Source organism: Paraburkholderia hiiakae (genome assembly GCF_904848665.1).
Taxonomy (GTDB): Bacteria; Pseudomonadota; Gammaproteobacteria; order Burkholderiales; family Burkholderiaceae; genus Paraburkholderia; species Paraburkholderia hiiakae.
In genome coordinates this window covers 790,246-815,391 of the sequence record NZ_CAJHCQ010000001.1, presented here as the reverse complement: position 1 = coordinate 815,391, position 25,146 = coordinate 790,246, and the positions used below count along the sequence as shown (strand labels likewise).

At 66.7% G+C, this 25,146-nt stretch carries 25 protein-coding genes; 20 read left to right on the top strand and 5 right to left on the bottom strand.

Features of this window, described 5'->3' with window-relative positions:
* Positions 1–86: 86 nt before the first annotated feature.
* The 3 genes from JMY28_RS03540 to JMY28_RS03530 form a co-directional block, all read right to left on the bottom strand.
* A complete protein-coding gene (locus tag JMY28_RS03540) occupies positions 87–326 on the bottom strand; it encodes a hypothetical protein (RefSeq protein ID WP_042265646.1) in 240 nt (79 codons plus the stop codon).
* 84 nt (positions 327–410) lie between these two features.
* Complete coding sequence (locus tag JMY28_RS03535; protein WP_201694499.1) at positions 411–1,211, bottom strand: type III pantothenate kinase; 801 nt, start codon at positions 1,209–1,211, stop codon at positions 411–413.
* Positions 1,208–2,119, bottom strand: a complete 912-nt coding sequence (locus tag JMY28_RS03530) for a biotin--[acetyl-CoA-carboxylase] ligase (RefSeq protein ID WP_201694498.1) — start codon at positions 2,117–2,119, stop codon at positions 1,208–1,210. Before JMY28_RS03530 ends, JMY28_RS03535 begins: the two co-directional genes overlap by 4 nt.
* 341 nt (positions 2,120–2,460) lie before the next feature.
* Between JMY28_RS03530 and JMY28_RS03525 the strand changes: the two genes are divergently transcribed.
* The 10 genes from JMY28_RS03525 to JMY28_RS03480 all read left to right on the top strand — a co-directional run bounded on the left by JMY28_RS03525 (position 2,461) and on the right by JMY28_RS03480 (position 11,746).
* Positions 2,461–3,594: an MlaE family ABC transporter permease gene (locus JMY28_RS03525; protein ID WP_201694497.1), complete on the top strand. Its 1,134-nt coding sequence runs from the start codon at positions 2,461–2,463 to the stop codon at positions 3,592–3,594.
* A gap of 50 nt (positions 3,595–3,644) precedes the next feature.
* Entirely contained in the window at positions 3,645–4,526 is an 882-nt protein-coding gene (locus tag JMY28_RS03520; protein ID WP_201694609.1) for an ABC transporter ATP-binding protein, read from the top strand.
* A gap of 82 nt (positions 4,527–4,608) precedes the next feature.
* Positions 4,609–5,574 carry an MlaD family protein gene (locus tag JMY28_RS03515; protein WP_201694496.1) on the top strand — a complete coding sequence of 322 codons (966 nt, stop codon included), beginning with the start codon at positions 4,609–4,611 and terminating at the stop codon, positions 5,572–5,574.
* A 105-nt stretch (positions 5,575–5,679) separates the two neighbouring features.
* Positions 5,680–6,339: an ABC-type transport auxiliary lipoprotein family protein gene (locus tag JMY28_RS03510; protein ID WP_407945466.1), complete on the top strand. Its 660-nt coding sequence runs from the start codon at positions 5,680–5,682 to the stop codon at positions 6,337–6,339.
* An 81-nt stretch (positions 6,340–6,420) separates the two neighbouring features.
* A complete protein-coding gene (locus JMY28_RS03505) occupies positions 6,421–7,800 on the top strand; it encodes a VanZ family protein (protein ID WP_201694494.1) in 1,380 nt (459 codons plus the stop codon).
* A 164-nt stretch (positions 7,801–7,964) separates the two neighbouring features.
* On the top strand, positions 7,965–8,291 hold the full coding sequence (locus tag JMY28_RS03500; protein ID WP_069265095.1) for a (2Fe-2S) ferredoxin domain-containing protein: 327 nt from the start codon (positions 7,965–7,967) through the stop codon (positions 8,289–8,291).
* Between the two features lie 36 nt (positions 8,292–8,327).
* On the top strand, positions 8,328–8,960 hold the full coding sequence (locus tag JMY28_RS03495) for an alpha/beta hydrolase (RefSeq protein ID WP_201694493.1): 633 nt from the start codon (positions 8,328–8,330) through the stop codon (positions 8,958–8,960).
* Positions 8,961–9,249: 289 nt separating this feature from the next.
* Complete coding sequence (locus tag JMY28_RS03490) at positions 9,250–10,464, top strand: D-alanyl-D-alanine carboxypeptidase family protein (RefSeq protein ID WP_201694492.1); 1,215 nt, start codon at positions 9,250–9,252, stop codon at positions 10,462–10,464.
* Positions 10,464–11,447, top strand: a complete 984-nt coding sequence (locus tag JMY28_RS03485) for an aminotransferase class IV (RefSeq protein WP_201694491.1) — start codon at positions 10,464–10,466, stop codon at positions 11,445–11,447. The genes JMY28_RS03490 and JMY28_RS03485 overlap by 1 nt, the downstream gene beginning before the upstream one ends.
* A complete protein-coding gene (locus JMY28_RS03480; RefSeq protein ID WP_201694490.1) occupies positions 11,444–11,746 on the top strand; it encodes a DUF493 family protein in 303 nt (100 codons plus the stop codon). Before JMY28_RS03485 ends, JMY28_RS03480 begins: the two co-directional genes overlap by 4 nt.
* A gap of 78 nt (positions 11,747–11,824) precedes the next feature.
* On the opposite strand, the gene JMY28_RS03475 is transcribed toward JMY28_RS03480, so the two are convergent.
* Positions 11,825–12,802: a transcriptional regulator GcvA gene (locus tag JMY28_RS03475; RefSeq protein ID WP_201694489.1), complete on the bottom strand. Its 978-nt coding sequence runs from the start codon at positions 12,800–12,802 to the stop codon at positions 11,825–11,827.
* Between the two features lie 101 nt (positions 12,803–12,903).
* Between JMY28_RS03475 and JMY28_RS03470 the strand changes: the two genes are divergently transcribed.
* The 9 genes from JMY28_RS03470 (at position 12,904) to JMY28_RS03430 (ending at position 23,349) form a co-directional block, all read left to right on the top strand.
* Positions 12,904–13,230 (top strand): DUF2917 domain-containing protein, encoded by a 327-nt coding sequence (locus JMY28_RS03470; RefSeq protein WP_201694488.1) that lies wholly within the window; start codon positions 12,904–12,906, stop codon positions 13,228–13,230.
* 119 nt (positions 13,231–13,349) lie between these two features.
* On the top strand, positions 13,350–14,210 hold the full coding sequence (gene lipB / locus JMY28_RS03465; protein ID WP_201694487.1) for a lipoyl(octanoyl) transferase LipB: 861 nt from the start codon (positions 13,350–13,352) through the stop codon (positions 14,208–14,210).
* A 13-nt stretch (positions 14,211–14,223) separates the two neighbouring features.
* Positions 14,224–15,225 (top strand): lipoyl synthase, encoded by a 1,002-nt coding sequence (gene lipA, locus JMY28_RS03460; protein WP_201694486.1) that lies wholly within the window; start codon positions 14,224–14,226, stop codon positions 15,223–15,225.
* A 242-nt stretch (positions 15,226–15,467) separates the two neighbouring features.
* Positions 15,468–16,520, top strand: coding sequence for a taurine ABC transporter substrate-binding protein (tauA, locus tag JMY28_RS03455; protein ID WP_201694485.1), 1,053 nt, complete (start codon positions 15,468–15,470; stop codon positions 16,518–16,520).
* Positions 16,521–16,536: 16 nt separating this feature from the next.
* On the top strand, positions 16,537–17,340 hold the full coding sequence (locus tag JMY28_RS03450) for a taurine ABC transporter ATP-binding protein (protein WP_201694484.1): 804 nt from the start codon (positions 16,537–16,539) through the stop codon (positions 17,338–17,340).
* A complete protein-coding gene (locus JMY28_RS03445; protein WP_201694483.1) occupies positions 17,337–18,224 on the top strand; it encodes an ABC transporter permease subunit in 888 nt (295 codons plus the stop codon). The genes JMY28_RS03450 and JMY28_RS03445 overlap by 4 nt, the downstream gene beginning before the upstream one ends.
* Positions 18,225–18,522: 298 nt before the next feature.
* Positions 18,523–19,809 (top strand): dicarboxylate/amino acid:cation symporter, encoded by a 1,287-nt coding sequence (locus tag JMY28_RS03440; protein ID WP_201694608.1) that lies wholly within the window; start codon positions 18,523–18,525, stop codon positions 19,807–19,809.
* Positions 19,810–20,028: 219 nt separating this feature from the next.
* Positions 20,029–21,957 (top strand): sensor histidine kinase, encoded by a 1,929-nt coding sequence (locus JMY28_RS03435; protein ID WP_407945459.1) that lies wholly within the window; start codon positions 20,029–20,031, stop codon positions 21,955–21,957.
* 51 nt (positions 21,958–22,008) lie between these two features.
* The gene (locus JMY28_RS03430) at positions 22,009–23,349 is read left to right on the top strand and encodes a sigma-54-dependent transcriptional regulator (RefSeq protein WP_201694607.1); all 1,341 of its coding nucleotides are present in this window, start codon (positions 22,009–22,011) and stop codon (positions 23,347–23,349) included.
* A gap of 112 nt (positions 23,350–23,461) precedes the next feature.
* On the opposite strand, the gene JMY28_RS03425 is transcribed toward JMY28_RS03430, so the two are convergent.
* Positions 23,462–23,947, bottom strand: coding sequence for a TlpA disulfide reductase family protein (locus JMY28_RS03425; RefSeq protein WP_407945465.1), 486 nt, complete (start codon positions 23,945–23,947; stop codon positions 23,462–23,464).
* A 197-nt stretch (positions 23,948–24,144) separates the two neighbouring features.
* Between JMY28_RS03425 and JMY28_RS03420 the strand changes: the two genes are divergently transcribed.
* Positions 24,145–24,741, top strand: coding sequence for a hypothetical protein (locus JMY28_RS03420; protein ID WP_236596664.1), 597 nt, complete (start codon positions 24,145–24,147; stop codon positions 24,739–24,741).
* The last annotated feature ends 405 nt before the right edge of the window (positions 24,742–25,146 follow it).

Sequence of the window (25,146 nt, the reverse complement as noted above, 5' to 3'; positions counted from 1 at the left end):
TGCGGGCGGGCAATGCAAAACCGGCCGGAGGCCGGGCCGCCCGAGGGGCGCGCCCGACCTCCGGCCGGTTGCGTTTGAAGCGCTGCTTACTGCGACAGGGTCGACGCCTGCACCGCCGGGTCCGCCACCGGGCCGCCGACGGTCGGCACGTCGGCCGATTCGGAGGGCCGGATAGCCTTCACCACGAGCCGCTCTGGGTGGATCTGCCGGTTCAGGTGCTGGGTTTCGCGCGTACCCGACGAGGGCGTCGGGCCGAACACGCCGCCAATGGCCGCAAAAGCCAGCCCGTTGGCGAGAATCAGAATGGCGATCAGCCAGCGCAGCATCGTGTGAAGCTCCTTCGAAATCGTTCGTTCAGTTTCAGGGCCGGGTATCGGCTGGGTATAGGCCGCGCCTTGGCGGCACGCGCCTCAGCACTGCGCGGCGATGAGCGCCAGGCCCGCAAGCACCAGTGCATCGTGGCGAGTATGGGGCACCTTGAGCGCCGCTGTCACTTCGGCCGCGGCGCCGCCGCTCACCACGAGCCGCACCGGGATTCTCCACGCGTCCTGTAAATCGGCCAAGGCGCGCTCGACGAGTGCCGCCTGCGCGAGCGCACAGCCCGCCGAGATCGAGCTTCGCGTGTCGGTGGCGAAGGCAATGCCCGGGTGGGCAGCATTCGCCATGCCGCCGGCGACCACGGGCAGTTGCGCGGTGTGCTCGCCGAGCGAGCGCATCATGAGCGTGAAGCCCGGCGCGATCATGCCGCCCACGAATGTGCCGTCGGCGCGCAGGGCTTCGAGCGTGGTGGCCGTGCCGAATGTCGCGATCAGGAGCGGTTCGCCCGGATACGCAGCGTGTGCGCCGATCATGCCGGCCCAGCGGTCGCTGCCGAGCGCGTCGGGCGTGGCATAGCTGTTCGTCACGCCGCATTGCTGCGCGCAGGCCCGCACGACGGTGCGTGAGAGGCCCGGCCAGTGCGCCTCGACCAGCGCGTCGAGCCGCTCGCCGACCGCCGCGCCCGCGACGTTCGAGATCCACGCGCCAGCGGGCCGGGGCAGCGCCGCCCATTCCTCCCACCCGGCTTCACGAGCGGCGCGCGTGGATTGCGCGCCGTCATCGCGCACATGATCCATCGCGCCCGCGTGCAGGCGCGACCCGTCCGGCGCGACGAGCGCCCATTTGATCCGGCTGTTGCCTGCGTCGATCAGGAGTAAGGGGCCGCGGCTCATGCGCCGCTGTCCGCGAGCCGCAGCGATACGTCGCCCGCCGTGACGGTCTCGCGCCCGTTCGGCGTATCGACGAGCAACTGGCCGAGCTCGTCCACGCCGGCCGCTGTGCCGCGCAGCAGTTCCTTGCCTTGCTCGTAGATGGCGACCTCGCGGCCCGCGTACGCGTGGCACGCGTTCCAGCGTGCCTGGAAGGGCGCAAAGCCCGCGGCGCCAAAGCGTTGCAGTGCGGCTTCGAGCGCGTTGAGTTCGGCGGCGAGCGTGTCGGTGAGGTTGGCGTTCGGCCACGCACGCGAGAGCGCCGTGGGCGTCGTGCCGGGCACGATCGCTGCGCTGCCGCGGGCGGCGTTGAGCGCCTCGACCTTGGCGGCGAGGGCGTCTTCGCCGCGCACGTTCGTGCCGATGCCGATCACGACCGCCGTGGCGTCGGCGGTCGTCCAGGCCGTCTCCACGAGAATCCCCACCAGCTTGTCACCTTCGAGCAGCACGTCATTGGGCCACTTGAGCGCGATTTGCCCCGGCGCGGTCACGGGCAGCGTGCGCAGGCCGTCCACCAGCGCCGCGCCGATGGCGAGGCTCAAGCCCGCAAGCCCTTCGATCGGGCGCGGCAGCACGCAGCCGATCGAGAACAGCAGCGCGTCGCCAGGCTGCGCGACCCAGGTGCGGCCGCGCCGGCCGCGGCCGGCCGTTTGCAGATAGGCCACGCGCACGATCGGGCGCGCGAGCGCGTCGCGCTTTTGCGGCAGCGCCTTCAGGTGCGCCATGAGGTCGGCGTTGGTCGAGCCGGTTTCCTCGACGATTTCGATGGGCCAGTCGTGCGCGGCCGGGCCGAACAGCGTGATCGCGCGGTTGCGGTCGATGCGCCAGTCGCCGGCGCTCGGAGTATCGGGGGTGGGGGGCGTCGCATTCATGTCTCATATTGTAGTGGCTGGGGCGTGAACAGCAGGACGCAACGCCGGTTTCGACCCAAAATGCGGGGTATCCACAAGCCGCCCACAGGCAGCCCACAGGTTATCCACCGAATCATCCACAGGACCCAGGGTGCCCGAAGATGATCATCTCGCCGCCGATTTCCGCGCAATTTGCTTAATCTTTAGGCAATTCACAGGCCGCCCACAGGCAGTTCACAAGTTATCCAGAGAGTTGTCCACAGTTCGCCCCGAGTCTGAATGCCGGCCATGCGCTTTCGGACCGACGAAACGGGGCGCGTTCGCTACAATGTTCGCTCACCCTGCCCGTCGAGTGCTTACCCTTGAATCAAGAGACGCCGCCCGGCCTTGAAGTCTCGGCCGGCACCCACGGAAAGACCGTGCGCCTGTCTGGCCAGTGGACGGCGCTCGCGCTCGCGCGCGACCGCGACCAGGGCGGCGCGGCCGGGCGTCTGCGGGCGCTCGCCGAAGAGCGGGTAGGCGTTTGGGATCTGTCGCGCGTGGAGCGCATGGACCACGTGGGCGGTCAGGCGCTCTGGCGCGCCTGGGGCCACAAGCTGCCCGCCGATCTCGTCGACCTCACGCAAACGCAGCGCGACATCTTCGAGCGCATCGCGCTGCTCGATTCCGTGCGCGAGCCGGCGGAGCGCGTCGTGCGCATCGACCCGGTCACGCAGCTCGGCCTCGCGATCTTCTCGTTCTTCGACCACCTGTATGGCGGTATCGCCATGTTCGGGCGCGTGATCCTCGACTTGCTGCTGGTGTTACGCAAGCCCAAGGTCACGCCATGGATCGAGATTTCGGCGAACATTTACAACGCCGGCGCGCGCGCGCTGCCCATCACGGCGCTCGTCGCGTTTCTGATCGGCATCGTGCTGTCGTACCTCTCGGCGCAGCAATTGCGCCTCTTCGGCGCGAACCAGTTCATCGTCAACATTCTGGGTCTCGCGGTGATCCGCGAACTGGGGCCTGTGCTCTCGGCGATTCTCGTGGCGGGGCGCTCGGGCTCGGCCATCACCGCGCAGATCGGCGTGATGCGCGTAACCGAAGAACTCGACGCCATGCGCGTGATGGGCATCTCGCACGGCCTGCGGCTCATCCTGCCGCGCGTTATCGCGCTCGGCGTCGCCATGCCGCTGCTTGTGATCTGGACCGACATCATTGCGTTGCTAGGCGGCGCGATCGCGGCGAAGATCGTACTGGGCATCGACATTTCGTGGTTCATGCGCTCGTTGCCCAGCGTCGTGCCGATCGCCAACGTGTGGATCGGCCTCGGCAAAGGGGTGGCGTTCGGCATGTTGGTGGCGATCGTGGGCTGTCACTTCGGCTTTCGCATCAAGGCGAACTCGCAGAGCCTGGGCGAGGGCACGACCACGTCGGTCGTCACGTCGATCACGATCGTGATCCTCGCCGACGCCGTGTTCGCGATCCTGTTCCAGAACGTGGGGCTTTCATGAGCACGACTGGCACGACGGTAACGACGATCGAGACGAAAACGACCGGCACGATGACCACGCCGCTGAAGGAGGTCGCGCAGGATCTGCCGCTGCCGACCATCGGCGAGCCGGTGATCGAGGTCCATAACCTCTCGAAGCGCTACGGGCGCAACATCGTCCACCAGCATCTGAACCTCGAAATTCGCCGCGGCGAGATCGTCACGCTCGTGGGCGGCTCGGGCTCCGGCAAGACCACGCTCGTACGCCAGATCCTCGGGCTCGAAAAGCCGACCTCGGGCACCATCAAGATGTTTGGCGAAAACATCTCGACCATCGACCCCGAACACGCCCGCCTGATGCGCACGCGCACCGGCATGCTGTTCCAGCAAGGCGCGCTGTTTTCGTCGCTCACGGTGTTCGACAACATCGCCCAGCCGGTGCGCGAGCTTGGCAAGGTGCCGACCGCGCTGCTGCGCGACATCGTGATGCTCAAGCTCGAAATGGTCGGGCTGCCGTGCAAGCACGCCTCGAAAATGCCGGCCGCGCTCTCGGGCGGCATGATCAAGCGCGTGGGCCTCGCGCGCGCGATCGTGCTGGAGCCGGAGCTGCTCTTTCTCGACGAGCCCACGGCCGGACTCGACCCGCGCTCGTCCGACGAAGTGGTGGAGCTCATCAGCATGCTGCATCGGGCCCTTGGGCTCACCGTCGTGCTCGTCACGCACGACCTCGACGCCATGGTCGCGCTCTCTACGCGCGTGGCCGTGCTCGCCGAGCGCAGGGTGCTCGTGGCGGCGCCCGTGGAGGAAGCGGCGAGCGTCGATCATCCGTTTATCCGCGAGTACTTCCTGGGCATGCGCGGTCGCCGCGCGCTCCAGGCGCTGCCGCCCGATCGGCGCGCGAAGCTGCCGCCGGCGGCGCTCGCCCCCGCAGCCGTGGGGTACAAGCCGTGGTAGGGGCCACGCACGCCTGTATCCGGCTTGACCGGCTCAACCGGCTTAACCAGCGCCTCGCGGCCGCCAAAGAAGGAATCTGAAGATGGAAAACAAACCGCATGCGTTCTGGGCGGGCATGTTCACGATAGGTCTGCTCATCGTGATCGCGCTTGTCGTCATCTTCTTCAGCGCTGACCACACCGTGCGCGTGCCGTACGACCTCATCTCGCGCTCGAGTGTGACGGGCCTGTATCAGGATGCGGCGGTGCGCTTTCGCGGTATCGACGTGGGCAAGGTGCAGTCGATCAAGTTCGATACCCAGCATCCGGGCCAGATCCGCATTCGCATTCTCGTCGACCAGAAGGCGCCGATGACGCGCTCCACCTTCGGCTCGCTCGCGCTGCAGGGCGTGACGGGCATCGCCTTCGTGCAACTCGACGACAACGGCGTGGACCTCTCGCCGCTGCATTCGAACGCGGCGCATGTGGCCGAGCTGCCGCTGCGCCCGGGCCTGCTCGACCAGCTCCAGCGCCGCGGCGACGCGCTCCTGCGCAAGCTCGACAACATCGCCAGCGACATCGACGCAATGCTCTCCGAAGACAACCGCAAGCAGGTGATGCAGGCCGTGAGCAGCCTGCAGCAGGCCGCGAGCAGCGTGAACGTGCTCGCCCAGCAGCTCCAGCCCACCACGAAGCAACTGCCCGGCGCGGTGACCGAGCTGCAGCACACGCTGCAATCGACCAACACGCTCATCACCAGCATGAACCGTCCGGATGGCCCGTTCCAGACCAACCTGAACAAGGCCGGCACGGCGGCGGCCCAAGCGGGCGCGGCGCTCAGCTCGATCGATGTCTCGATTCAGGACCTTTCGGCGCGCGTGGGCTACGACACGCTGCCACGCGTCGATTCGCTCACCGACGACGTGCGCTCGGCCATGCGCGCCGTGGACCGCGCGGCGGGCACCTTCAGCACGAGCCCGCGCAGTGTGCTGTTCGGCGGCGCGCCGCAGCCCGCGCCCGGGCCCGGCGAGCCGGGCTTTGCGTGGCCGTCCGCTGCGGGGGCGAGGTAGTCCGCGCCACAGTCTTACGGCCGTACGCGACACCATTCGATGCACTTACGCGCGGCGCATCCGCCGCGCGCCAAAGAAGGAAACGCAATGTCACGCACATCACGCCTGCCACGATCGATGCAACGCGCCGCAGCGGCCGGCTCAGCCTGGCTGGCGGCGCTTGCGCTCGGTGCGCTTCTGGCCGCTTGCGCGGGCAATCCGGGTTCGATCAACGATGTTCGCTACGACCTCGGGCTGCAGTCGTCGCAGGAGGCGCAGGGTGCTCAGGGTGCTCAAGCCGCTCCCGCCGCGTCAGGCGCCAAGCCGCTGCTGAAAGTGCTCGCGGTCAACGCGCCACCGCCGCTCGACAACGACGGCATCCTCTACCGGATGAGTTTCGACTCTCAGCGCACGGCGCGCTACGCGAACAGCCGCTGGATGATGTCGCCCGCGCGGTTGCTCACGGAGCGCCTGCGCACGTCGCTTGGCGCCTATGCGACGGTGCTCGCGGGCGGGGACGCCGTGCAGGCGCCGGTGCTCAAGGTCGAACTGTATGAGTTCGAACAGGTATTTGAGAGCCCGACGCAAAGCGCAGGCGTACTGGCCGCGCGCGCAACGCTCATGCAGGGCGGCAAGGTGCTGGCGCAGCGCTCGTTCGCCACGCGCGCACCGGCGGCCACGCCGGACGCCGCAGGCGGCGTGCATGCGTTGCAGGCAGCCAGCGACGATTTTGCGAACCAGCTGGGCGCGTGGCTGAGCACGCAGTCCTTCGCGGGCACGCCTTGAGCGGCACATTGAGGGGCGCATACCGGCGCTGCGCGATGGCGGCGCGCGGCGCGGCATTGGGGGCAAGGGCAGGATAGCGGCATGATCGAAGCGGGACGGCTCCGGCTGCGTGCCCCGCATGGCGGGCGGCGCGCGACGGACGGCGACGAGGGTGGCCAAAGCAGTGGTCAGAGCGCAGGCGACGAGCGCGGCGCGATCGCCAGCGGCGACACGCCCGCTCCGCGCGCTGACGCTGCTACACCCGCGCCCGCGACGCCATCGACACCCCCACCGCCGACCGCCACCCGCGAGCCCCTGCCGCGCCTGGCCTCGACGCTCTCGCGCCAGTCGCTCGCGCTTTACACGGCGCTGATCGTCTACGGCTCGTGGTATCCGTTCTCCGGCTGGCGCTCGCTCGGCCTGGGTCCCTTCGCCTATCTCGGCGATCCGTGGCCGCGCTACTGGACAGTTTTCGACATCGTCACCAACGTGCTCGGCTACATGCCGTTCGGCGCGCTCGTCGTGCTTGCCGCGTGGCCGCGCTGGCGAGGCTTGCGCGCGGTGCTGCTCGCCGCGGTTGCGGGCACGCTGCTCTCGGGCGTGATGGAGGCCGTGCAGACCTGGCTGCCCACGCGCGTGGCGTCCAATCTCGATCTCGCCTCGAATGCACTCGGCGCATTGCTCGGCGCGCTCGTGGCGGCGCCCGCCACCGGCGCGCTACTAGAGCGCGGCTTCCTGCGCCGCCTGCGCTTTCGCTGGTTCGAGCGCGACGCGGCCGTCTTGATGGTGCTCGCGGCGCTCTGGCCGTTCGCGACGATGTACCCCACGCCGCGGCTCTTTGGCCTGGGTGAGTGGGCGCGCGCGCTGTGGCTGCGCCTCGACGGCTCGATGCAGGACGTCGTGCTCGCCTGGACGCCCGCCGCCTGGCATCTGCGCACGCTGCCCGACATGCTCGCCGCGCGCCTGCCCGATAGCGGCTGGGAAGCGATCGTCACGACGCTCAACCTGTTCGGCGCAGCGGCGTTCGCGACGCTCCCCATGCGAGCGCGCGCGCCGCGCGCGCGGCTCGTCATCGCGCTCATTGCGGTGACGCTCATCGTCAAGGTGGGCGCGACCTTTCTGCAGTCGCAAAGCGGGCTCATCTTCGACTGGGCGACACCGGGGGCGCTTGCGGGCCTCGTGTGGGGCACGTTGCTCGCGTTTCTTGCATTGCGTCTGCCGCGCGCTGTGCGCGCTGCGGCGGCGACGCTTGCGCTCGCTGTGGCCCTCGTGTTCGTGAATGTGCTGCCCGTGAACCCGTATTTCGACGTCGTGCTCGCGGATTGGCGGCAGGGCCGCTATTTGCACTTCAACGGCCTCGCGCGCTGGCTCGCATGGACGTGGCCCTGGGCCGCGCTCGCGTGGACTGCGTTCTCGCTCGAACGCGCGTGGCTCGTGCGGCGCGCGCGCCGGGCCGCGAAGCGCGCTCGCCACGACGCGTGAGGACGCGCGGCGCTCGCCTGAGCGTTCACGCCGCGCTCGCTATAATCGACCGGATCGCCGCGCAGCCACGCCCGCGCACACGCAATGCATGCAATGCCTCTGGCGGGCCACACGCTTTCAGCAAGCCTGCGCTCACTGCACGACACTCACCGGTGCCCCACGCCATGACCGATTCGTTCTACAAGTACCACGTCTTTTTCTGCCTGAACCAGCGCGACCCAGGCGCGGACCGCCCGAGCTGCGCGAATTGCAATGCGCAAGCCATGCAGGAGTACGCGAAAAAGCGCGTGAAGCAGCTTGGCCTCGCAGGGCCGGGACAGGTGCGCATCAACAAGGCGGGTTGCCTCGACCGCTGCGAGGAGGGCCCGGCCGTCGTCGTGTATCCGGAAGGCACGTGGTACACGTATATCGACGAGAGCGACATCGACGAAATCGTCGTCTCGCATCTGCAGAACGGGCAGGTGGTCGAGCGCCTGAAAATCGATCGCTGATCGACCCAATGCACGGCCAATAAGGACTGCCGCACGATGAACGCCCAGACACAAAAATTCCAGATCGACGGTCCCGTCGGCAAGATCGAATGCGCGCTCGACTTGCCCGACGCAGGCACGACGCCGCGCGGCATTGCGCTCGTCGCGCATCCGCATCCGCTCTTTGGCGGCACGATGGACAACAAGGTCGCGCAAACGCTCGCACGCACGCTGGTGCAACTCGGCTACACGACATATCGCTCGAACTTTCGCGGCGTCGGCGAAACGGCGGGCACGCACGACGACGGCATCGGCGAGCAGGACGATCTGCTCGAACTGCTCGCGTATATGCGCGCGCAACCGGGCCAGGCCGACGTGCCGCTCGTGCTCGCGGGCTTTTCCTTCGGCACCTTCGTGCTTTCGCACGTTGCGAAGCGCTATCTGGAAGCCGGCGGCGCGATCGAGCGCATGGTGTTCGTCGGCACCGCTGCAAGCCGTTGGGAAGTCGCGCCGGTGCGCGACGACACGCTCGTGATCCACGGCGAACTCGACGACACCGTGCCCATTGTCTCGGTGTACGAATGGGCGCGCCCGCAGGAATTGCCGATCGTCGTGATTCCGGGGGCAGAACACTTCCTGCATCGCAAGCTGCATATCCTGAAGCGCATCATCGTCGAAGCCTGGCGCTGATATTTCATTCGCATCGGGCCCCGATGTTTCGTCTATCTTTCGGGGCCCGATGCAAGCCGTCAGTCACTGGCGTACGGCGAGAGAAATGCGCGAAAAATGCACGACAGGTATGCGCAAACGTGTGACATCGCGAAAATTCGCCACGACGTGGCGCGTATAATGTTCGCCAATTTTGTGCTTGCTGCGCTGCGATCGGCGCGTGCACGGCACCCGCATTCCGGCTTTCTCCGACCGTGCGCCGCATGGCGCGCTACGCTCATCCCGTCCCCATTCAGCCCGACCTGAACCTATGCGTTTTCTCTCCTCCGGCCAACCGTCTTCTTTCGTTCCTTCTTCCATCGTTCGCAATGTCACGCTCGCAGCGCTCTTGCCCGCCACGCTCCTGGCGAGCGCGAGCGCGTTCGCGCAGGTGCCGCCTCCTGGCGTGAATGCACGCTCGTGGGTGCTCGTCGACGCCACCGCGAACCAGGTCCTCGCATCCGGCAATGCCGATGAGCGCGTCGAGCCCGCATCGCTCACGAAGCTCATGACCGCGTACCTCGTGTTCGAGGCGCTGCAGAGCAAGAAGATCACGATGGATCAGATCGTCACGCCGAGCGAAGCCGTGCGCCGCGTGAAGAACGACGAGTCGCGCATGTTCATCGAAGCGAACAAGCCCGTCTCGGTGCACGACCTCGTGTACGGCATGATCATCCAGTCGGGCAACGACGCGGCTATCGCACTTGCCGAACTGGTGGGCGGCAGCGAAGCGAACTTCGTCAACATGATGAACGCCGAAGCGCAGAAGCTCGGCATGGCGCACACGCACTTCGCCGACGTGAACGGCATGCCCGACCCGAATCACTACACGACGGCCGGCGACCTCGCCACGCTTTCCGCGCGTCTGATCCGCGATTTTCCCGAGTACTACGACATCTTCTCGGTCAAGGAATTCAAGTACAACAACATCAAGCAGCCGAACCGCAACCGCCTGCTGTGGATCGACCCGACGGTCGACGGCCTGAAGACCGGCCACACGCAAGCCGCGGGCTACTGCCTGATCGCGTCGGCCAAGCGTCCGCTCGCGGGCGGCGGCAACCGCCGTCTCGTCTCGGTGATGATGGGCGAGCAGAAGGAACACGACCGCGTGCAGGACAGCCTGAAGATGCTGAACTACGGCTATAGCGCGTACGACACGACGCGTATCTATCAGGCGAACCAGGCAGTCGCGACGCCGCGCGTCTACAAGGGCACGCTCGACGCCGTGAAGGTCGGCGTACAGAAGGACCAGTACGTGACGCTGCCCAAGGGCGCCGCCGACAAGGCCAAGCCGCAGGTCGAACTCAACAGCCCGCTGATCGCGCCGCTCGCGGTTGGCCAGCAGGTTGGCACGGCGAAGTTCGTGGGCGCGGACGGCAAGGTGCTTGCGCAGATTCCGCTCGTCGCGCTCGAAGCCGTGCCCCAAGCCGGTATCGTTGGCCGCGTGTGGGATTCGCTCATGCTCATGGTCAACAAGAAGAAGTGATGACGGGTACTTCAGCGGCGCAAGCGGCGACGCAAGCCGCCGAGCCGCTCGTCTGGCTCAACGGTGAGTTCACGCCGCTTTCAGAAGCGCGTATTCCCGTGCTCGATCGCGGCTTCATCTTCGGCGACGGCATCTACGAGGTCGTGCCCGTTTATGCGCTCAACGCGGCCGGTGGTGAGGGCAACATGCGCGTGCCGTTTCGCATGGCGCACCATCTCGCGCGGCTCAAGCGCTCGCTCGAGAAGGTCGGCATTGCGAATCCGTTCGACGAAGCGGGCTGGCGCGCGCTCGTCGCGCGCCTGATCGAGGCGAACGAAGCGGCGGGCGCGCTCGCGCGGGATGCTCACGCCAACTTCTACGTGCAGGTCACGCGCGGCGTCGCGCCGCGCGGCCACGCGTTCCCCGTAGCGGCCACGCCCACCGTGTTCGCGATGGTCAATCCGCTCAAGCTGCCGGGCGAGGCGCACCGCGAGCACGGCGTGCGCTGCGTGAGCGCTGAAGACAAACGCTGGCTGAATTGCGACATCAAGTCGACCTCGCTGCTCGGCAACGTGCTGATGGCGCAGCACGCAGCGGAAAACGACGCGTTCGAGACGATCCAGCTGCGCGACGGCTGGCTGACCGAGGCATCGTCGGCGAATGTGTGGGTCGTGAAGGGCGGCGCGCTCTTTGCGCCGCCGCGCAGCAACCGCATTCTCGAAGGCATACGGTACGGCCTGATCGAGGAACTGGCCGCGGAGTGCGGCGTGCGTTTCGAAGCCCGTGAAGTGGCCGAGGCCGAACTGCGCCAAGCGGACGAAATTCTCGTGACCTCGGCAACGAAGGAAGTGCTGGCGGTCGTCGCGCTCGACGGCAAGCCGGTGGGCGGCGGCAAGCCGGGCCCGGTTTACGCGGCGCTTTATGCGGCGTATCAGCGCGCGAAGCAACGCGAGGCGGAGGCTGTGCGAGCAGCGGCCGCCGAGCTACAGGTAGTGGAGAAATGAACGTGACGAACGTGACACAGCAGACAAGCAACCCCGAAGCGAAAGAATCGCTGATCGAATTCCCCTGCGACTTCCCGATCAAGGTGATGGGCAAGACGCATCCGGAATTCCAGGACACCATCGTGACGGTGCTGCGCGAATTCGACGGCGGCTTCGACGCGACGACCATCGAGACGCGTCCCTCGAGCGGCGGCAACTACACGGGCCTCACCGTGACGGTGCGCGCCACAAGCCAGGCGCACCTCGACGACATCTATCGTGCCCTCACTGGGCATCCGATGGTGAAGATCGTGCTGTAAGCGTTGGCGCTTCGCCGGTAGTGATTCGAACGACGAGGGCCGCCATACGCGGCCCTCGTTGCCTCCAGGGCTTGCGTTTCAGGGCACGTCGCCCAACCGTGCGCGTTGAGCCGCCGCGGCGGCCGTCATCAGCGGACCGGCTTCGCAGGCGTCCTCGTAGAGCCGCCGAAAGCGCGCGACCTCGTCGAACACCCAGTCGCGAAAGGCCCGCACGCGCTCGGTCTGCATGCGTTGCGGCGGGCAGATGAAGTAGTAGCGCCAAGGGCTCGGCCCGTCGACGTCCTTGATGAGGCGCACGAGGCGTCCGAGCGTGATCTCGTGCATGGCGAGCGAGCGGCGCACGAGCGCGATGCCCTGGCCGTCCATGGCCGCCTGCAGCAGGTTCGACGAGTCCTGGTAGAGCACGCCGCGCTTCGGTTCGGGCAGGTCCTCGAGGCCCGCGGCGTCGAACCAGGGGCGCCAGAGTTCGTCGTCCGAGCGCAGTAGCGGCAGTTTCGCGAGCTCGCGCGGGTCGCTCGGCAGCTTGCCGCCGTTGAAATCGGGCGAGCAGGCCGGAAAGAAGATCTCGTCGAGCAGCAGCTCGGCATGCAGCCCCGGATAGTGCCCGTAGCCAAAGCGGATGGCGACATCGACATCGTCGCGCGCGAAGTCGGTGAGCGAATTCGTGGATTGCAGCTCGACGTCCCACTGCGGATGCGCCTCGATGAAGCGGCCGATGCGTGGCGTGACCCAGCGCGCCGCGAACGACGACAGCATCGACACCACGAGCCGCCGGTCGCGGTCGCCTGCGCGAATTTCCTGGGTGGCGTGCGCGAGCTGGTTGAGCGCGTCGCGCACCTGGCCGGCGTAGCGGCGGCCGGTGTCGGTCACGCGCACGCGCTTGCCGTCGCGCGCGAAGAGCGCCACGCCCAGCTCCGCCTCGAGCGCGCGGATCTGGTGGCTCACGGCGCCGTGCGTGACGAAGAGTTCGTCGGCGGCGCGCGAGAAGCTTTCGTGGCGGGCGGCGGCTTCGAAGGCCTTGAGCGCATTCAGCGCGGGTAGCTGGCGCAGATCCATATCGTATTTTTTCTCACATAGCCGTGAAAATTGATCGTTTTGCTCGACCCCTTATGGTGTCTACGATTGTAGCCATCGGAGCAGGTCATTCGGAGTCGAAAATGAGAGAAATTTCTTCGGATATCACGTTTGAAGTGGCGGCCGATCAAACGGCTTCTGTGCGCGTCACGCGCAGCACGCGGCTGACCGTGAAGTGCGGCACCGTCTGGGTCACGCGCAGCGACGACACCGCCGATTACTGGCTCGAACCCGGCCACACGCTGCGGCTGCGCCGCGGCGAGCGCCTGTGGATCGGCGCAGAAGGCGGCGCGCCCGCCTGGGTGGGGTTCGCGGCGCCGGCGCGCCTGGGTGAGCGCGTGGTCGATCTCGCCGCACGCGCCGCACAGCGCGCAGGCGTTCACATCGGCGACGGCTGGCGCACGGTTTGACCCTCGGTTTGGCCTTATGGCCGATCGTTCAAACGCGGCGGTGGGAGGGCAACCCACCGCCGCCGTTATCCGCAGCATGCCCGGCGCGCTTGTCCCGAATTCGGTAAACTCGCGGAATCATGTGCGCCACCCCGGTTTCATCCTCGCAAATTCCTTCGGACCCCGGTACAACCGCGGCCGACTGCCAACCGGCAAATTCGCTCATCGTCGTGCGCTGGCGCGGCAACGAGGCGTATCAGACGAGCTTCGATGCCATGCGCGAGTTCACGGCAGCCCGTGACGCGAATACGTCCGACGAAATCTGGCTCGTCGAGCATCCGCCAGTGTTCACGCTTGGCCAGGCCGGCAAGCCCGAGCACCTGCTGGTTGAGAACAGCGGCATCCCGCTCGTGCAGATCGATCGCGGCGGCCAGATCACGTATCACGGTCCGGGCCAGGTGGTGGCCTACCTGCTGCTCGACTTGCGGCGCCGGAAGCTCATGGTGCGCGAGCTCGTCACGCTCATCGAGGACGCGGTGATCGAAACACTCGCGGCGTATAATCTCGCGGGCGAGCGCAAGGCCGGCGCGCCTGGCATTTACGTGCCGCAAGACGCCAGCGGCGCGAGCGCCGCGCACACGGGCGCGAAAGTCGCCGCCCTCGGGCTGAAGATCCGCAACGGCTGCAGCTATCACGGCGTGAGCCTGAACGTGTCGATGGATCTGAACCCATTTCTCGCGATCAATCCGTGTGGATACGCCGGTCTCGAAACCGTCGACATGGCCACGCTGGGTGTGGCGGCGAGTTGGCGCGATGTGGCCGCCACGCTGGCGGCGCGGCTCGAGGCGAATCTCGCGGCGCACGCAGCAACACTTCTAACGGTAGCCGAAGCGGCTGCCACAGACCCTTCAGCCGAAGCGGCTGCAGTGGACCCGGCCGCCCATGCGGCCCCAGGCGGGCAACCGCCGCAACCGCAGGCTGGCGTTGCACCGGCGGCCTGACTGGATCGAAAGCATGACTGACGTAACTGCGAACCCCGCTGCGAACTCCGCTGGCACCCATGCCGACGCCGTTCCCTACGACGCCACCGCAAAGCAGAAGGCGCAGGCCAAGACCTCGCGCATTCCGATCAAGGTCATTCCTATCGAGAAGCTCAAGAAGCCTGACTGGATCCGCGTGAAGGCGGCCACGGGCAACTCGCGCTTCTACGAAATCAAGAACATCCTGCGCGAGCACAACCTGCACACGGTGTGCGAGGAAGCGAGCTGCCCGAACATCGGCGAATGCTTCGGCAAGGGCACCGCGACGTTCATGATCATGGGCGACAAGTGCACGCGCCGCTGCCCGTTCTGCGACGTGGGCCACGGCCGCCCCGATCCGCTCGATCCGGACGAACCGGCGAACCTCGCGCGCACCATCGGTGCGCTCAAGCTCAAGTACGTCGTGATCACGAGCGTGGACCGCGACGACCTGCGTGACGGCGGCGCCGGCCACTTCGTGGAGTGCATCCGCCAGGTGCGCGAACAATCGCCCGAAACGCGTATCGAGATTCTCACGCCGGACTTCCGCGGCCGTCTGGACCGCGCGATCGGCATTCTCAACGCCGCGCCGCCCGACGTGATGAACCACAACCTCGAGACGGTGCCGCGCCTCTACAAGGAAGCGCGTCCCGGTTCGGACTACGCGCACTCGCTCAAGCTGCTCAAGGACTTCAAGGCACTGCATCCCGAAGTCGCGACGAAGTCGGGCCTGATGGTGGGCCTTGGCGAAACCGAAGAGGAAATTCTTCAGGTGATGCGCGACCTGCGCGCGCATGACGTCGACATGCTGACGATCGGCCAGTACCTCCAGCCTTCGGAGCATCACCTGCCGGTCCGTTCGTACGTGCATCCCGACACGTTCAAGATGTACGAGGAAGAGGCCTACAAGATGGGCTTCACGCACGCGGCCGTTGGCGCGATGGTGCGCTCGAGCTATCACGCCGATCTGCAGGCGCATGGGGCAGGGGTGGTTTAAACAGTCCCCCGCTTCTTGCAAGCACGCAACACGAAAAGCCCGCTGAAAAGCGGGCTTTTTGCTATGCGCCGCGCTCGAACAGCGCGTGTCATGCAGCCATCCCGACACCATCCATTCAAGCGCGAAAAGCAATGCTTCAGCAGCGTCATTAGCTAACGCTGATAAGTTAGAACCACCCGCCGCCAGACTCCCTATAGTCGGAACCTTCATTCACTCGAACGTCGTTCCGCCGGAGTCTCTCGATGAACCCACGCGCTATCCCTGCATTCGCACGCCGCCCGCACATCGCCGCCGTTGCATTGGCCGCCGTCTGCCTCGCAGCCACGTTCGGCGCGCCGCGCGCGCATGCCGAAACGCGCGAGGTCGTGATCGCGTATCAGGACATGGTGGTGCCGTGGCGCTACGCGCAGGCGACGGGCGAAGTCGAGAAGGAAACGGGCTACAAGGTCACCTACCGCAAGCTGGCGAGCGGCGCCGACGTGGTCCGCGCACTCGCCTCGGGTTCGGTGCAGCTCGGCGAGGCCGGTTCGAGCCCGATCGCAGCGGGCCTTTCACAAGGCGTGGATCTCTCGCTCTTCTGGATTCTCGACAACATCAACGACGCCGAGGCGCTCGTCGCGCGCGACGGTTCGGGCGTAACGAGCATCGCGGGCCTCAAAGGCAAGACGATCGGCGTGCCGTATGTCTCGACCTCGCACTTTCACGCGCTCGTCGCACTGCAGAACGCGGGCGTGAATCCCGCCGATGTGAAGATCGTCAACCTGCGTCCGCCCGAAGTCGCGGCCGCCTGGCAGCGCGGCAACATCGACGCGACCTATATCTGGGACCCCGTGCTCGCGCAGGTGAAGAAGAACGGCAAGGTGCTCATTACTTCGGGCCAGGTGGCGAAGGCCACCGGCAAGGCGACCTTCGACGGCTTCGTCGTGGACAAGCGCTTTGCGAAGGACAACGCCGATTTCGTCGCGAAGTTCGTCAAGGTGCTGGCCGCCGCCGATGCCGATTACAGCGCGCATCGCAGCGCGTGGAACGCGACTTCGCCGCAGGTGCAGGCCGTAGCGAAGGAGTCGGGTGCGAATGCCGCCGAAGTGCCCGCGAGCCTCGCGCTCTACGCCTTCCCCACGCCCGCCGAGCAGGCCTCGAAGCAATGGCTGGGCGGCGGCGCACAGTCGGGTGCGGCGCAGTCGTTGCTCGCCACGGCGACCTTCCTCAAAGAGCAGGGCACGATCCAGAACGTGCTGCCCGATTACTCGGTGGGCGTCGATCCGCAGTATGTGCAGCGCGCCGCTGCGCACTGAACCCAAGGAGCAACCGATGAGCGCGCTCGCGATCCGCGATCTCACCGTCATCTATGAGGGCGCGCGACGCGGTGCGCCGCCGAACGTCGCGCTCGCGAACGTGAACCTCGAAGTGGCGAGTGGCGAGTTCGTCGTGGCGCTCGGCGCTTCGGGCTGCGGCAAGACCACGTTGCTCAACTGCATTGCGGGCTTCATCGAACCCGCGCAAGGCGAGGTGCGCGTAAACGGCGCGCGCGTGGAGGGCCCGGGAGCAGAGCGTGGCGTGGTGTTCCAGAAGCATGCGCTGCTGCCGTGGCTCGACGTGCTGGACAACGTCGCGCTGGGCCTGCGTTTTCGGCGCGTACCGAGGGCGCAGCGCGAGCGCATCGCGCGCGAGCAGCTTGCACTCGTGGGGCTTGAAGCGCAGGCGCGCGAACGCGTGTATGCGCTCTCGGGCGGCATGCAGCAACGCGTGGGCATTGCACGCGCGCTCGCGAGCGACCCGCAGATTTTGCTGATGGACGAGCCGATGGGCGCGCTCGACGCCATGACGCGCGAGCAGGTGCAAACGCTCGTGCTCGACGTCTGGGCGCGCACGCAGAAGACGGTGTTCTTCATCACGCACAGCGTGGAGGAGGCGCTTTTTCTCGCGACGCGCATCGTGGTCATGACGCCGGGGCCGGGCCGTATCGAGCGCGAGTACGAGGTGCCGTTCGCGCGCCAGTATCTCGCCACGCGCGACGCGCGCGCGGTGAAGTCGTCGCCGGAATTCATTGCGTGGCGCGAGCGGCTGGTGGATTTGCTGCACGCGGACGCGCTCGCACACGAGGAGCCGGTATGAGCGTGCCGCAGGAATCGTTGAGAGAAGTCGCGCTGAAGGCGCGTCGCGCGTTGCCCCACGCTGGCGAGGCGCGTGACGGGCAAGCCGCCCGCTCGAAAGTCTGGCGCATGCCCGGCGAAGGCCCGACCGCTGCGCTGAGCGCGGCCTCGGTGGCGGCGCTCGCGCTGCTCTGGTGGCTCGCCACGCACCTGCACTGGCTGCCGCCGCTCTTCCTGCCAACGCCCGAAGCCGTCTGGCAGGCCTTCACCGACGCCTGGCATGGCCGCATCCAGGGCGGCCTGCCGCTTTCCGAGCATCTGTTCTGGAGCGCGCTGCGCGTGTTCGGCGCATTCCTGCTCGCGGTGGCGACGGCCGTTCCCGTGGGCATCCTGATGGGCGTGTCGCGCGTTGCGCGCGGCCTGCTCGATCCACCGCTCGAGTTCTACCGGCCGCTGCCGCCGCTCGCCTACCTGCCGCTCGTGGTGATCTGGTTCGGCATCGACGAGACGGCCAAGATCGTCGTGATCTGGCTCGCCTGCTTCGCGCCCATCGCGATGGCCGCGCGCGCCGGTGCGAAGAGCGCGAGCGTCGAGCAGATCCGCGCGGCGGCGTCGCTGGGCGGCGGCTTCGCGCAGATCGTGCGCTTCGTCGTGCTGCCCGCCGCGTTGCCGGAGATCCTCACGGGCCTGCGTATCGCCATCGGCTTTGGCTGGACCACGCTCGTGGCCGCCGAGATGGTCGCCGCGACGGCGGGCCTGGGCCAGATGGTGCTCAACGCGTCGAGCTTTCTACGCACGGATGTCGTGGTGATGGGCATCGTGCTGATCGGGCTCATCGCCTGGGGCTTCGACCTGGGCATGCGCGCGCTCGAAAAGCGCCTCGTGCCGTGGAAGGGGCGGGGCTGACGCGGCGCACCCGCCGTTTCTGGAAATCCAAACAGCCATAGGGCGCGATTCTGGAAAACCAGATTCGCGCCTTTGTTTGTTGGATAAAAATCCTTATAAATCAACGATATGAGCGTTAGTGCTCGCTGGCATTCTCCTTGCAATTAAGAACACGCGGCCACCCAGGCCGCGACAAAAAAACAGCAAGGAGACAGCCGATGTCCGATCCCATCTTCCGGTTTCGCTGATCCCCAGTTTCGTCCTGTCGCGGCCCGAACCAGCTTCGTTCGGCCATTGGCTTAACTCATTTGCGGGAACCATCGTGAAGAAACCTCTCCACAAAGTCCTCTACTTCCAGGTGATCGTGGCGATCGTCATCGGCGTGATCCTGGGCCATTACTGGCCCGCCCTCGGCATCGACATGAAGCCGCTCGGCGACGCCTTCATCAAGCTCATCAAGATGGTGATCGGGCCGATCATCTTCTGTACGGTCGTGACCGGCATTGCCGGCATGGAGGACATGAAGAAGGTGGGCCGCGTGGGCGGCAAGGCGCTGCTCTACTTCGAGATCGTCTCGACCTTCGCGCTCGTGCTTGGCCTCATCGCCACGCACGTACTCAAACCCGGCGCGGGCTTCAACGTCGACGTCCATTCGCTCGACGCCAAGGCCGTGGCCAGCTACGCCGAAAAGGCGCACGGCCAGAGCAGCGTCGACTTCCTGATGCACATCATTCCGGACACGCTCACCTCGGCGTTCGCACAAGGCGAAATTCTGCAGATCCTGCTGATCGCGCTGCTGTTCGGCGCAGTGCTCACGCAACTGGGCGAGCGCGGCCGCGTGGTGACCGAGTTCATCGACGGCATCTCGGGCGTGCTGTTCGGCGTCGTGAAGATCGTCACGAAGCTCGCACCGATCGGCGCGTTCGGCGCGATGGCGTTCACCATCGGCAAGTACGGCGTGGGCTCGCTCATCCCGATGCTCAAACTCATCGGCACGTTCTACCTCACGTCGATCGTGTTCGTGCTCGTCGTGCTCGGCGCGATCGCTCGCTTCACGGGCTTTTCGATCATTCGCTTCGTTTCCTACATCAAGGAAGAGTTGCTGATCGTGCTCGGCACGAGTTCGTCGGAATCGGCGTTGCCGCAACTGATGCAGAAGCTCGAACGCCTTGGCTGCTCGCGCTCGGTGGTGGGCCTCGTGGTGCCGACCGGCTACTCGTTCAACCTCGACGGCACCAACATCTACATGACGATGGCGGTGCTCTTCATCGCCCAGGCGACCAACACGGACCTCACGTGGACCCAGCAGCTCACGTTGCTCGCGGTGACGATGCTCACCTCGAAGGGCGCGAGCGGTGTGACCGGCGCGGGCTTCATCACCCTCGCGGCGACGCTGGCCGTGGTGCCGACCATTCCGCTCTCGGGCATGGTGCTGATTCTCGGCATCGACCGCTTCATGAGCGAGTGCCGTGCGCTGACCAACATCGTCGGCAACGGCGTGGCAACGGTCGTGGTCTCGGCATGGGAGAAGGAACTCGACCGCAACAAGCTGCGCGCCGTGCTGTCCGGCGAGGTCGAAGAGATGAAGGAAAGCGCGGGCGCGTAAGCCGCGCTGGGCGGCCGCGCGCAAGCCGTGAGGCGCGCGCCGCCCGCCGATGTAGCTTCACCCCCTGTTTCGCGGCCATAGCCGCTGGGCGGCGCGAGCGTTTCCCCTGCGTGAGCGCCGCCCGTTTTTGTTGTCCCGGACCGACCTGGCTGCACGTTGGCCAGTGCACCCGAAGCCCGCTGTCCGCCCCGGACGCCCCGGACGCCCTGGCGCGGCCGTGTGCCACAATCTCCCTCATCCCCCCTTGACCGTCTGGAAGCCGCTCACGTGACGCGCCGCCTCATCATCTTCTTCGCGCTCGCAGCCGGTCTTGTCGCGGTCTGCGCGCTGACGTGGGCGCTCACGTGGCAGGCCGGCATCGACGCGCTGCGCCGCAACGCCGCCGTGCGCGGCGACCGCACCGCGGCTTCGCTCAAGAGCACGCTCGAGCGCTACGACTCGCTGCCCTATATCGTCGGCGAGCATCCGCTCGTGCAGGACGTGCTCGTCGATCCGCGGCCCGAGTGGGTGGCCGCCGCGAACCGCTATCTCGAGGACGTGAACCGCCACGCGCGCGCCACGACGACCTACATCATCCGCGCCGACGGCATGAGCATCGCGGCCAGCAACTGGCGCGACCCCGATAGCTTCGTCGGCGTGGATTACCGCTTCCGGCCGTATTTCATCGACGCGATGCAGGGCGGCGTGGGCCGCTTCTTCGGCATCGGCACGATCTCGCACGATCCCGGCTACTACGTGTCGCAGCCGGTGCGACGCGACGGCAAGATCGTCGGCGTGGCCGTGGTGAAGCTCAATCTCGAATGGTTTCCGGGCACCGATGCCTCGGAGCCGCTGCTTGTGACCGACGATCACGGCGTGATCTTTCTCTCCTCGGTGCCCGCGTGGAAGTACCGCACGGTGCGCCCGCTGCCGCCGGCTGTCGTCGCCTCGATCGACGCCACGCGCCAGTATGCGAGCGAGCCGATCGCGCCGCTGCCGGCAAGCGTCGAGCGCGTGTTGCCGGGTGACGCCGACATCGTGCGCATGGGGGCGGGCCTACGCGCGCCGCGCTACCTGGAAACGCGCCGCTCGCTCGGGGAGCCCGACTGGCATCTCGTCACCATGTCGTCGATCGACCCCGTGCTCGACGCCTCGCGCAACGCGACCATCATGACGGGCTTCGGCTACGTCTCGCTGTGCCTCTTTGGTTTCTACTGGCGCATGCGGCGTGCGCGCGTGAAGGAAGTGATGCGCAGCCGCGCGATGCTGCAAAAGGCCTACGCGATGCTCAACGAGCGCGTGGCCGAGCGTACCGCCGATCTCTCGCAGGCGAACGAGCATCTGCAGCGCGAGGTGGCGGAGCGCACGCGCACCGAGGCAGAACTGCGCGCGACCCAGGACGAGCTGATTCAGGCCAGCAAGCTGGCGGCACTCGGCCAGATGGCGGCGGGCATCACGCACGAACTGAACCAGCCGCTGGCGGCGCTGCGCAGCTTCTCGGACAACACGCGCGTGTTTCTCGAGCGCGGCCAGTACGCGGCGGCCACCGAAAACCTGGAAGCGATCGGCTCGCTCACCGAGCGCATGGGCAAGATCGTGAACCAGCTCAAGCTATTCGTCGGGCGTGCGCGGCCGAGGAGCGCGCGCGCGCCGGTTGCCCGCGCGCTGCGCAACTCGCTCGCGTTGCTCGGCAAGCGGCTCGACGGCGTGCGCGTGGATCTCACGTTGACGGAAGACGGCGCGCCGCCGGTGCCGCTCGATCTGGATTCCGAGTACACGGACCTGAGCGCTCAGTCCGACGACTTGCGGCTTGAACAAGTGCTCATCAACGTGCTCGGCAACGCGCTCGATGCCGTGGCGGGCGTGCCGTCGCCGCGCATTGCGATCGACGTTCAGGCGAGCGCGGCAACGCTCGCGATCGCGGTGAGCGACAATGGGCAGGGCATTCCAGAAGATGTGCTGCCGCGCCTCTTCGAGCCGTTTTTCACGACGAAGGAAATGGGGCAGGGGCTCGGCCTTGGACTCGCGATTTCCTCGTCGATTGCGCGTGATTGCGGCGGCTCGCTCACGGCGAGCAACGCACCGGAAGGCGGCGCGCGCTTCGTGCTGATGCTGCGCCGCGCGCGTGCGGATGCCGCGAGCGCGGCGCGTGAGGCGGGGTTGCAATGAAGCGCTCTAAAGCACGCTCATGAATCAGGATGACGAACGAACATGGTGAACATGTCGCCCGGCCGGGTGCTTTACGTAGAGGATGACGAACTCGTGCGCCGCGCGGGCGTGCAAAGCCTGCAGCTCGCGGGCTTCGACGCCGCCGGTTTCGCCAACGCGGAAAGCGCGCTGCCGCTGATCGACGCCGACTTCGCGGGCGTCGTGGTGAGCGATATTCGTCTGCCGGGCATGAGCGGGCTCGATCTCCTTGCGCAGTGTCACGAGCGCGCGCCCGAGGTGCCCATCATCCTCGTGACGGGCCACGGCGATATCTCGATGGCCGTGCAGTCCATGCGCGACGGCGCGTACGACTTCATCGAGAAGCCGTTCGCCTCCGAGCGCTTGATCGAAACGGTGCGGCGCGCGCTGGAGCGGCGCCTGCTCGTGCTCGAAAACCTCGCGCTGCGCCGCGAGCTGGCGGGGCAGAACACGCTCGCGCCGCGCATCATCGGCAAGAGTCCGGCCATCGACCAGGTGCGCAAGCTCATCGCGAACGTCGCGCCCACGGACGCTTCGGTGCTCATCAACGGCGACACCGGCGCGGGCAAGGAGCTGATCGCGCGCAGCCTTCACGAACTTTCGCCGCGCCATGACAAACCGTTCGTCGCCGTGAACTGCGGCGCGCTGCCCGAACCGATGTTCGAGTCGGAGATGTTCGGCTACGAGGCGGGCGCGTTCACGGGCGCGGCCAAACGCCGGATCGGCAAGCTCGAGCACGCGAGCGGCGGCACGCTCTTTCTCGACGAGATCGAGAGCATGCCGCTCTCGCTTCAAGTGAAACTGCTGCGCGTGCTGCAGGACGGCGTGCTGGAGCGCCTTGGCTCGAACCAGCCGGTGCGCGCTGACTTGCGCGTGGTCGCGGCGGCCAAGGGCGACATGAGCGAGCACGTCGCGGCGGGGATCTTCCGGCGCGACTTGCTGTACCGGCTGAACGTCGTGACGATCGCGCTGCCGCCGCTCGCCGAACGCCGCGAGGACATCGTGCCTTTGTTCGAGCATTTTCTGCTCGACGCGGCGGTGCGCTACCAGCGGCCCGCGCCGCTCCTCACCGAGCGCGACCGCATGCGCCTCGCCCAGCGCGACTGGCCAGGCAACGTGCGCGAACTGCGCAACGCGGCGGACCGGCGGGTGCTTGGGATTCCCGACGATCTTTCGGCAGGCGCGGCGGCCGCCGACGACGGCGCGCTGCCGCTCAAGGAGCGCGTGGAGCAATACGAACGCGCGCTAATCGCGGACGCGCTTCAGCAGAGCAGTGGGGCGGTCGCCCAGGCCGCCGAGCGGCTGCAGATGGCGAAGGCCACGCTGTACGAGAAGATTCGCCGCTATGGGCTGGTTGCGCGCGGCGAGGGTTAGCTTCGATTCGCGACGCGTTGCGGGGCGTGCAGGCGTAAAAAAAGCAGCGGTTTTTCCGCTGCTTTTTTGTTGGCTGTCGGCCTGGCGACCTATCGGCTATCGGGGCCGCCTGTCAGGTCGCCAGCGCCTTCTGAAGAAGCTGGTCGAGCTCCGCGAACTGCGGCTCGCCCACGTAGCGCTTGAGAATCTTGCCGTCGCGGCCGATCACGAAAGTGGTGGGCGTGAGCTGGACGTTGCCGAACTGTTTGGCGGCCGATCCATCATCCATTGCCACCTTGAACGGCAGCTGACGCGTTTGCGCGTAGTTGGCCACGTACATCGGCGCATCGTAGTTCATCGCGACCGCTACGAACTCGAGACCTTCGCCCTTGAAGCGGTTATAGGTCTGGACCATCTTCGGCATTTCCGCCATGCAGGTGGTGCAGCTCGTCGCCCAGAAGTTGACGAGGTAGACCTTGCCCTTGAGGTCGCTCGTGGAGACCTTCTGGCCGGACAGGAGCGTGAAGGTGGCGTCCGGTACGCGCTGCTGGCTGCCGAAGAAGGCGAAGTAGCCGGCCACGGCGATCGCGACGACGACCACCGCCGCGCCAATGCGCATGAGTGCGCCGGAGCGCGAGTTCGAGGAATTCGGGGATGCAGCGGTCATGAGCCTTGCCTCGTGCGCCGAAGGACGCAGGTGTTGAGCCAAAGCATTGTAGCGCCGAATTTCCCGGCATAGCGGTTGCGAAACAACATCCGGGTATGCGCCGACGGATAATGTCGCGCACCTTTCACTTCTGTGACGAACCGCGCCCCATGGTCCTGGACATCCTTCGCCGTGCCCGTCTCCCGTTGAACCTGGCGATGCGCGCCTTCGTTCCTGCCCGCGTGACGGCGCTGGGCATACTCGCCGCGGCCCTCGCGCTGGCTGCCTGCTCGCCCACCTACGACTGGCGCACGGTTTCGAACGACGCGAGCGGCTACTCCGTCGACCTGCCGGCCAAGCCGGACAAGGACGAGCGCCGCATCGACGTGAACGGCACGGCGATGCGCATGCGCGTGCAGACGGCCGAAGTCGCCGGCGACGTGTTCGTGGTCGGCACGCTCGACCTGCCCGACGCGCAGCCCGCGACGCAGCAAAAGGCGCTCGATTTCCTGCGCGCGGGCCTCGCGCGCAACGTAGGCGCGCCGGCCGACGCGCACGCAGTGGCGGTGCCGCTCGCAACGGGCGGCTCGGTCGAGGGCGTGGAAATACGCATGGCCGGCAAGGCGGGCGCGGGCGGCGAGTCGCGCATGATTCACGCGCGGCTCGTCGCGAAGGGCGCGCGCGCCTACCAGGTGGCGATCGTCGGGCGCACCGAGCCACCGGTCGAGCAGATCGACCAGTTCTTCGGATCTTTCAAGCTGTACTGAGCTTTGGGAGTCCGCAGCACACCTTGCGTAGCGATGTTTCGTCCACGCTGCTGCGGGCGTTTGCCGGTCGAAGTGAAAGTTGCGCTGCAGGTAAACACGCTAATTACCGGATTTGATTGAGGGTTTACCGGTTACCCACAGGAGCTGTGGGTAACTTTGTGGAAAACAATGCCGCGTTGGCCGGAAAGGGCCGTCCTGTGGGCTTTCTGTTAGTTTTTACCGCTTTTCTGTAGATCCAGAAAGTCAGAAGAATCAATGGGTTATCAAACCGGCCCAAGCGTCATGCGAACGATGAACAAATCCGGGGTCAATACGACGAAATGTGCATAAGTCAAGTCTTGACTTAGATTTATTGGCGCTATTCACCTTCCCCGGAGGCGCACGCGAGACGGTGTTCTCCTGTGA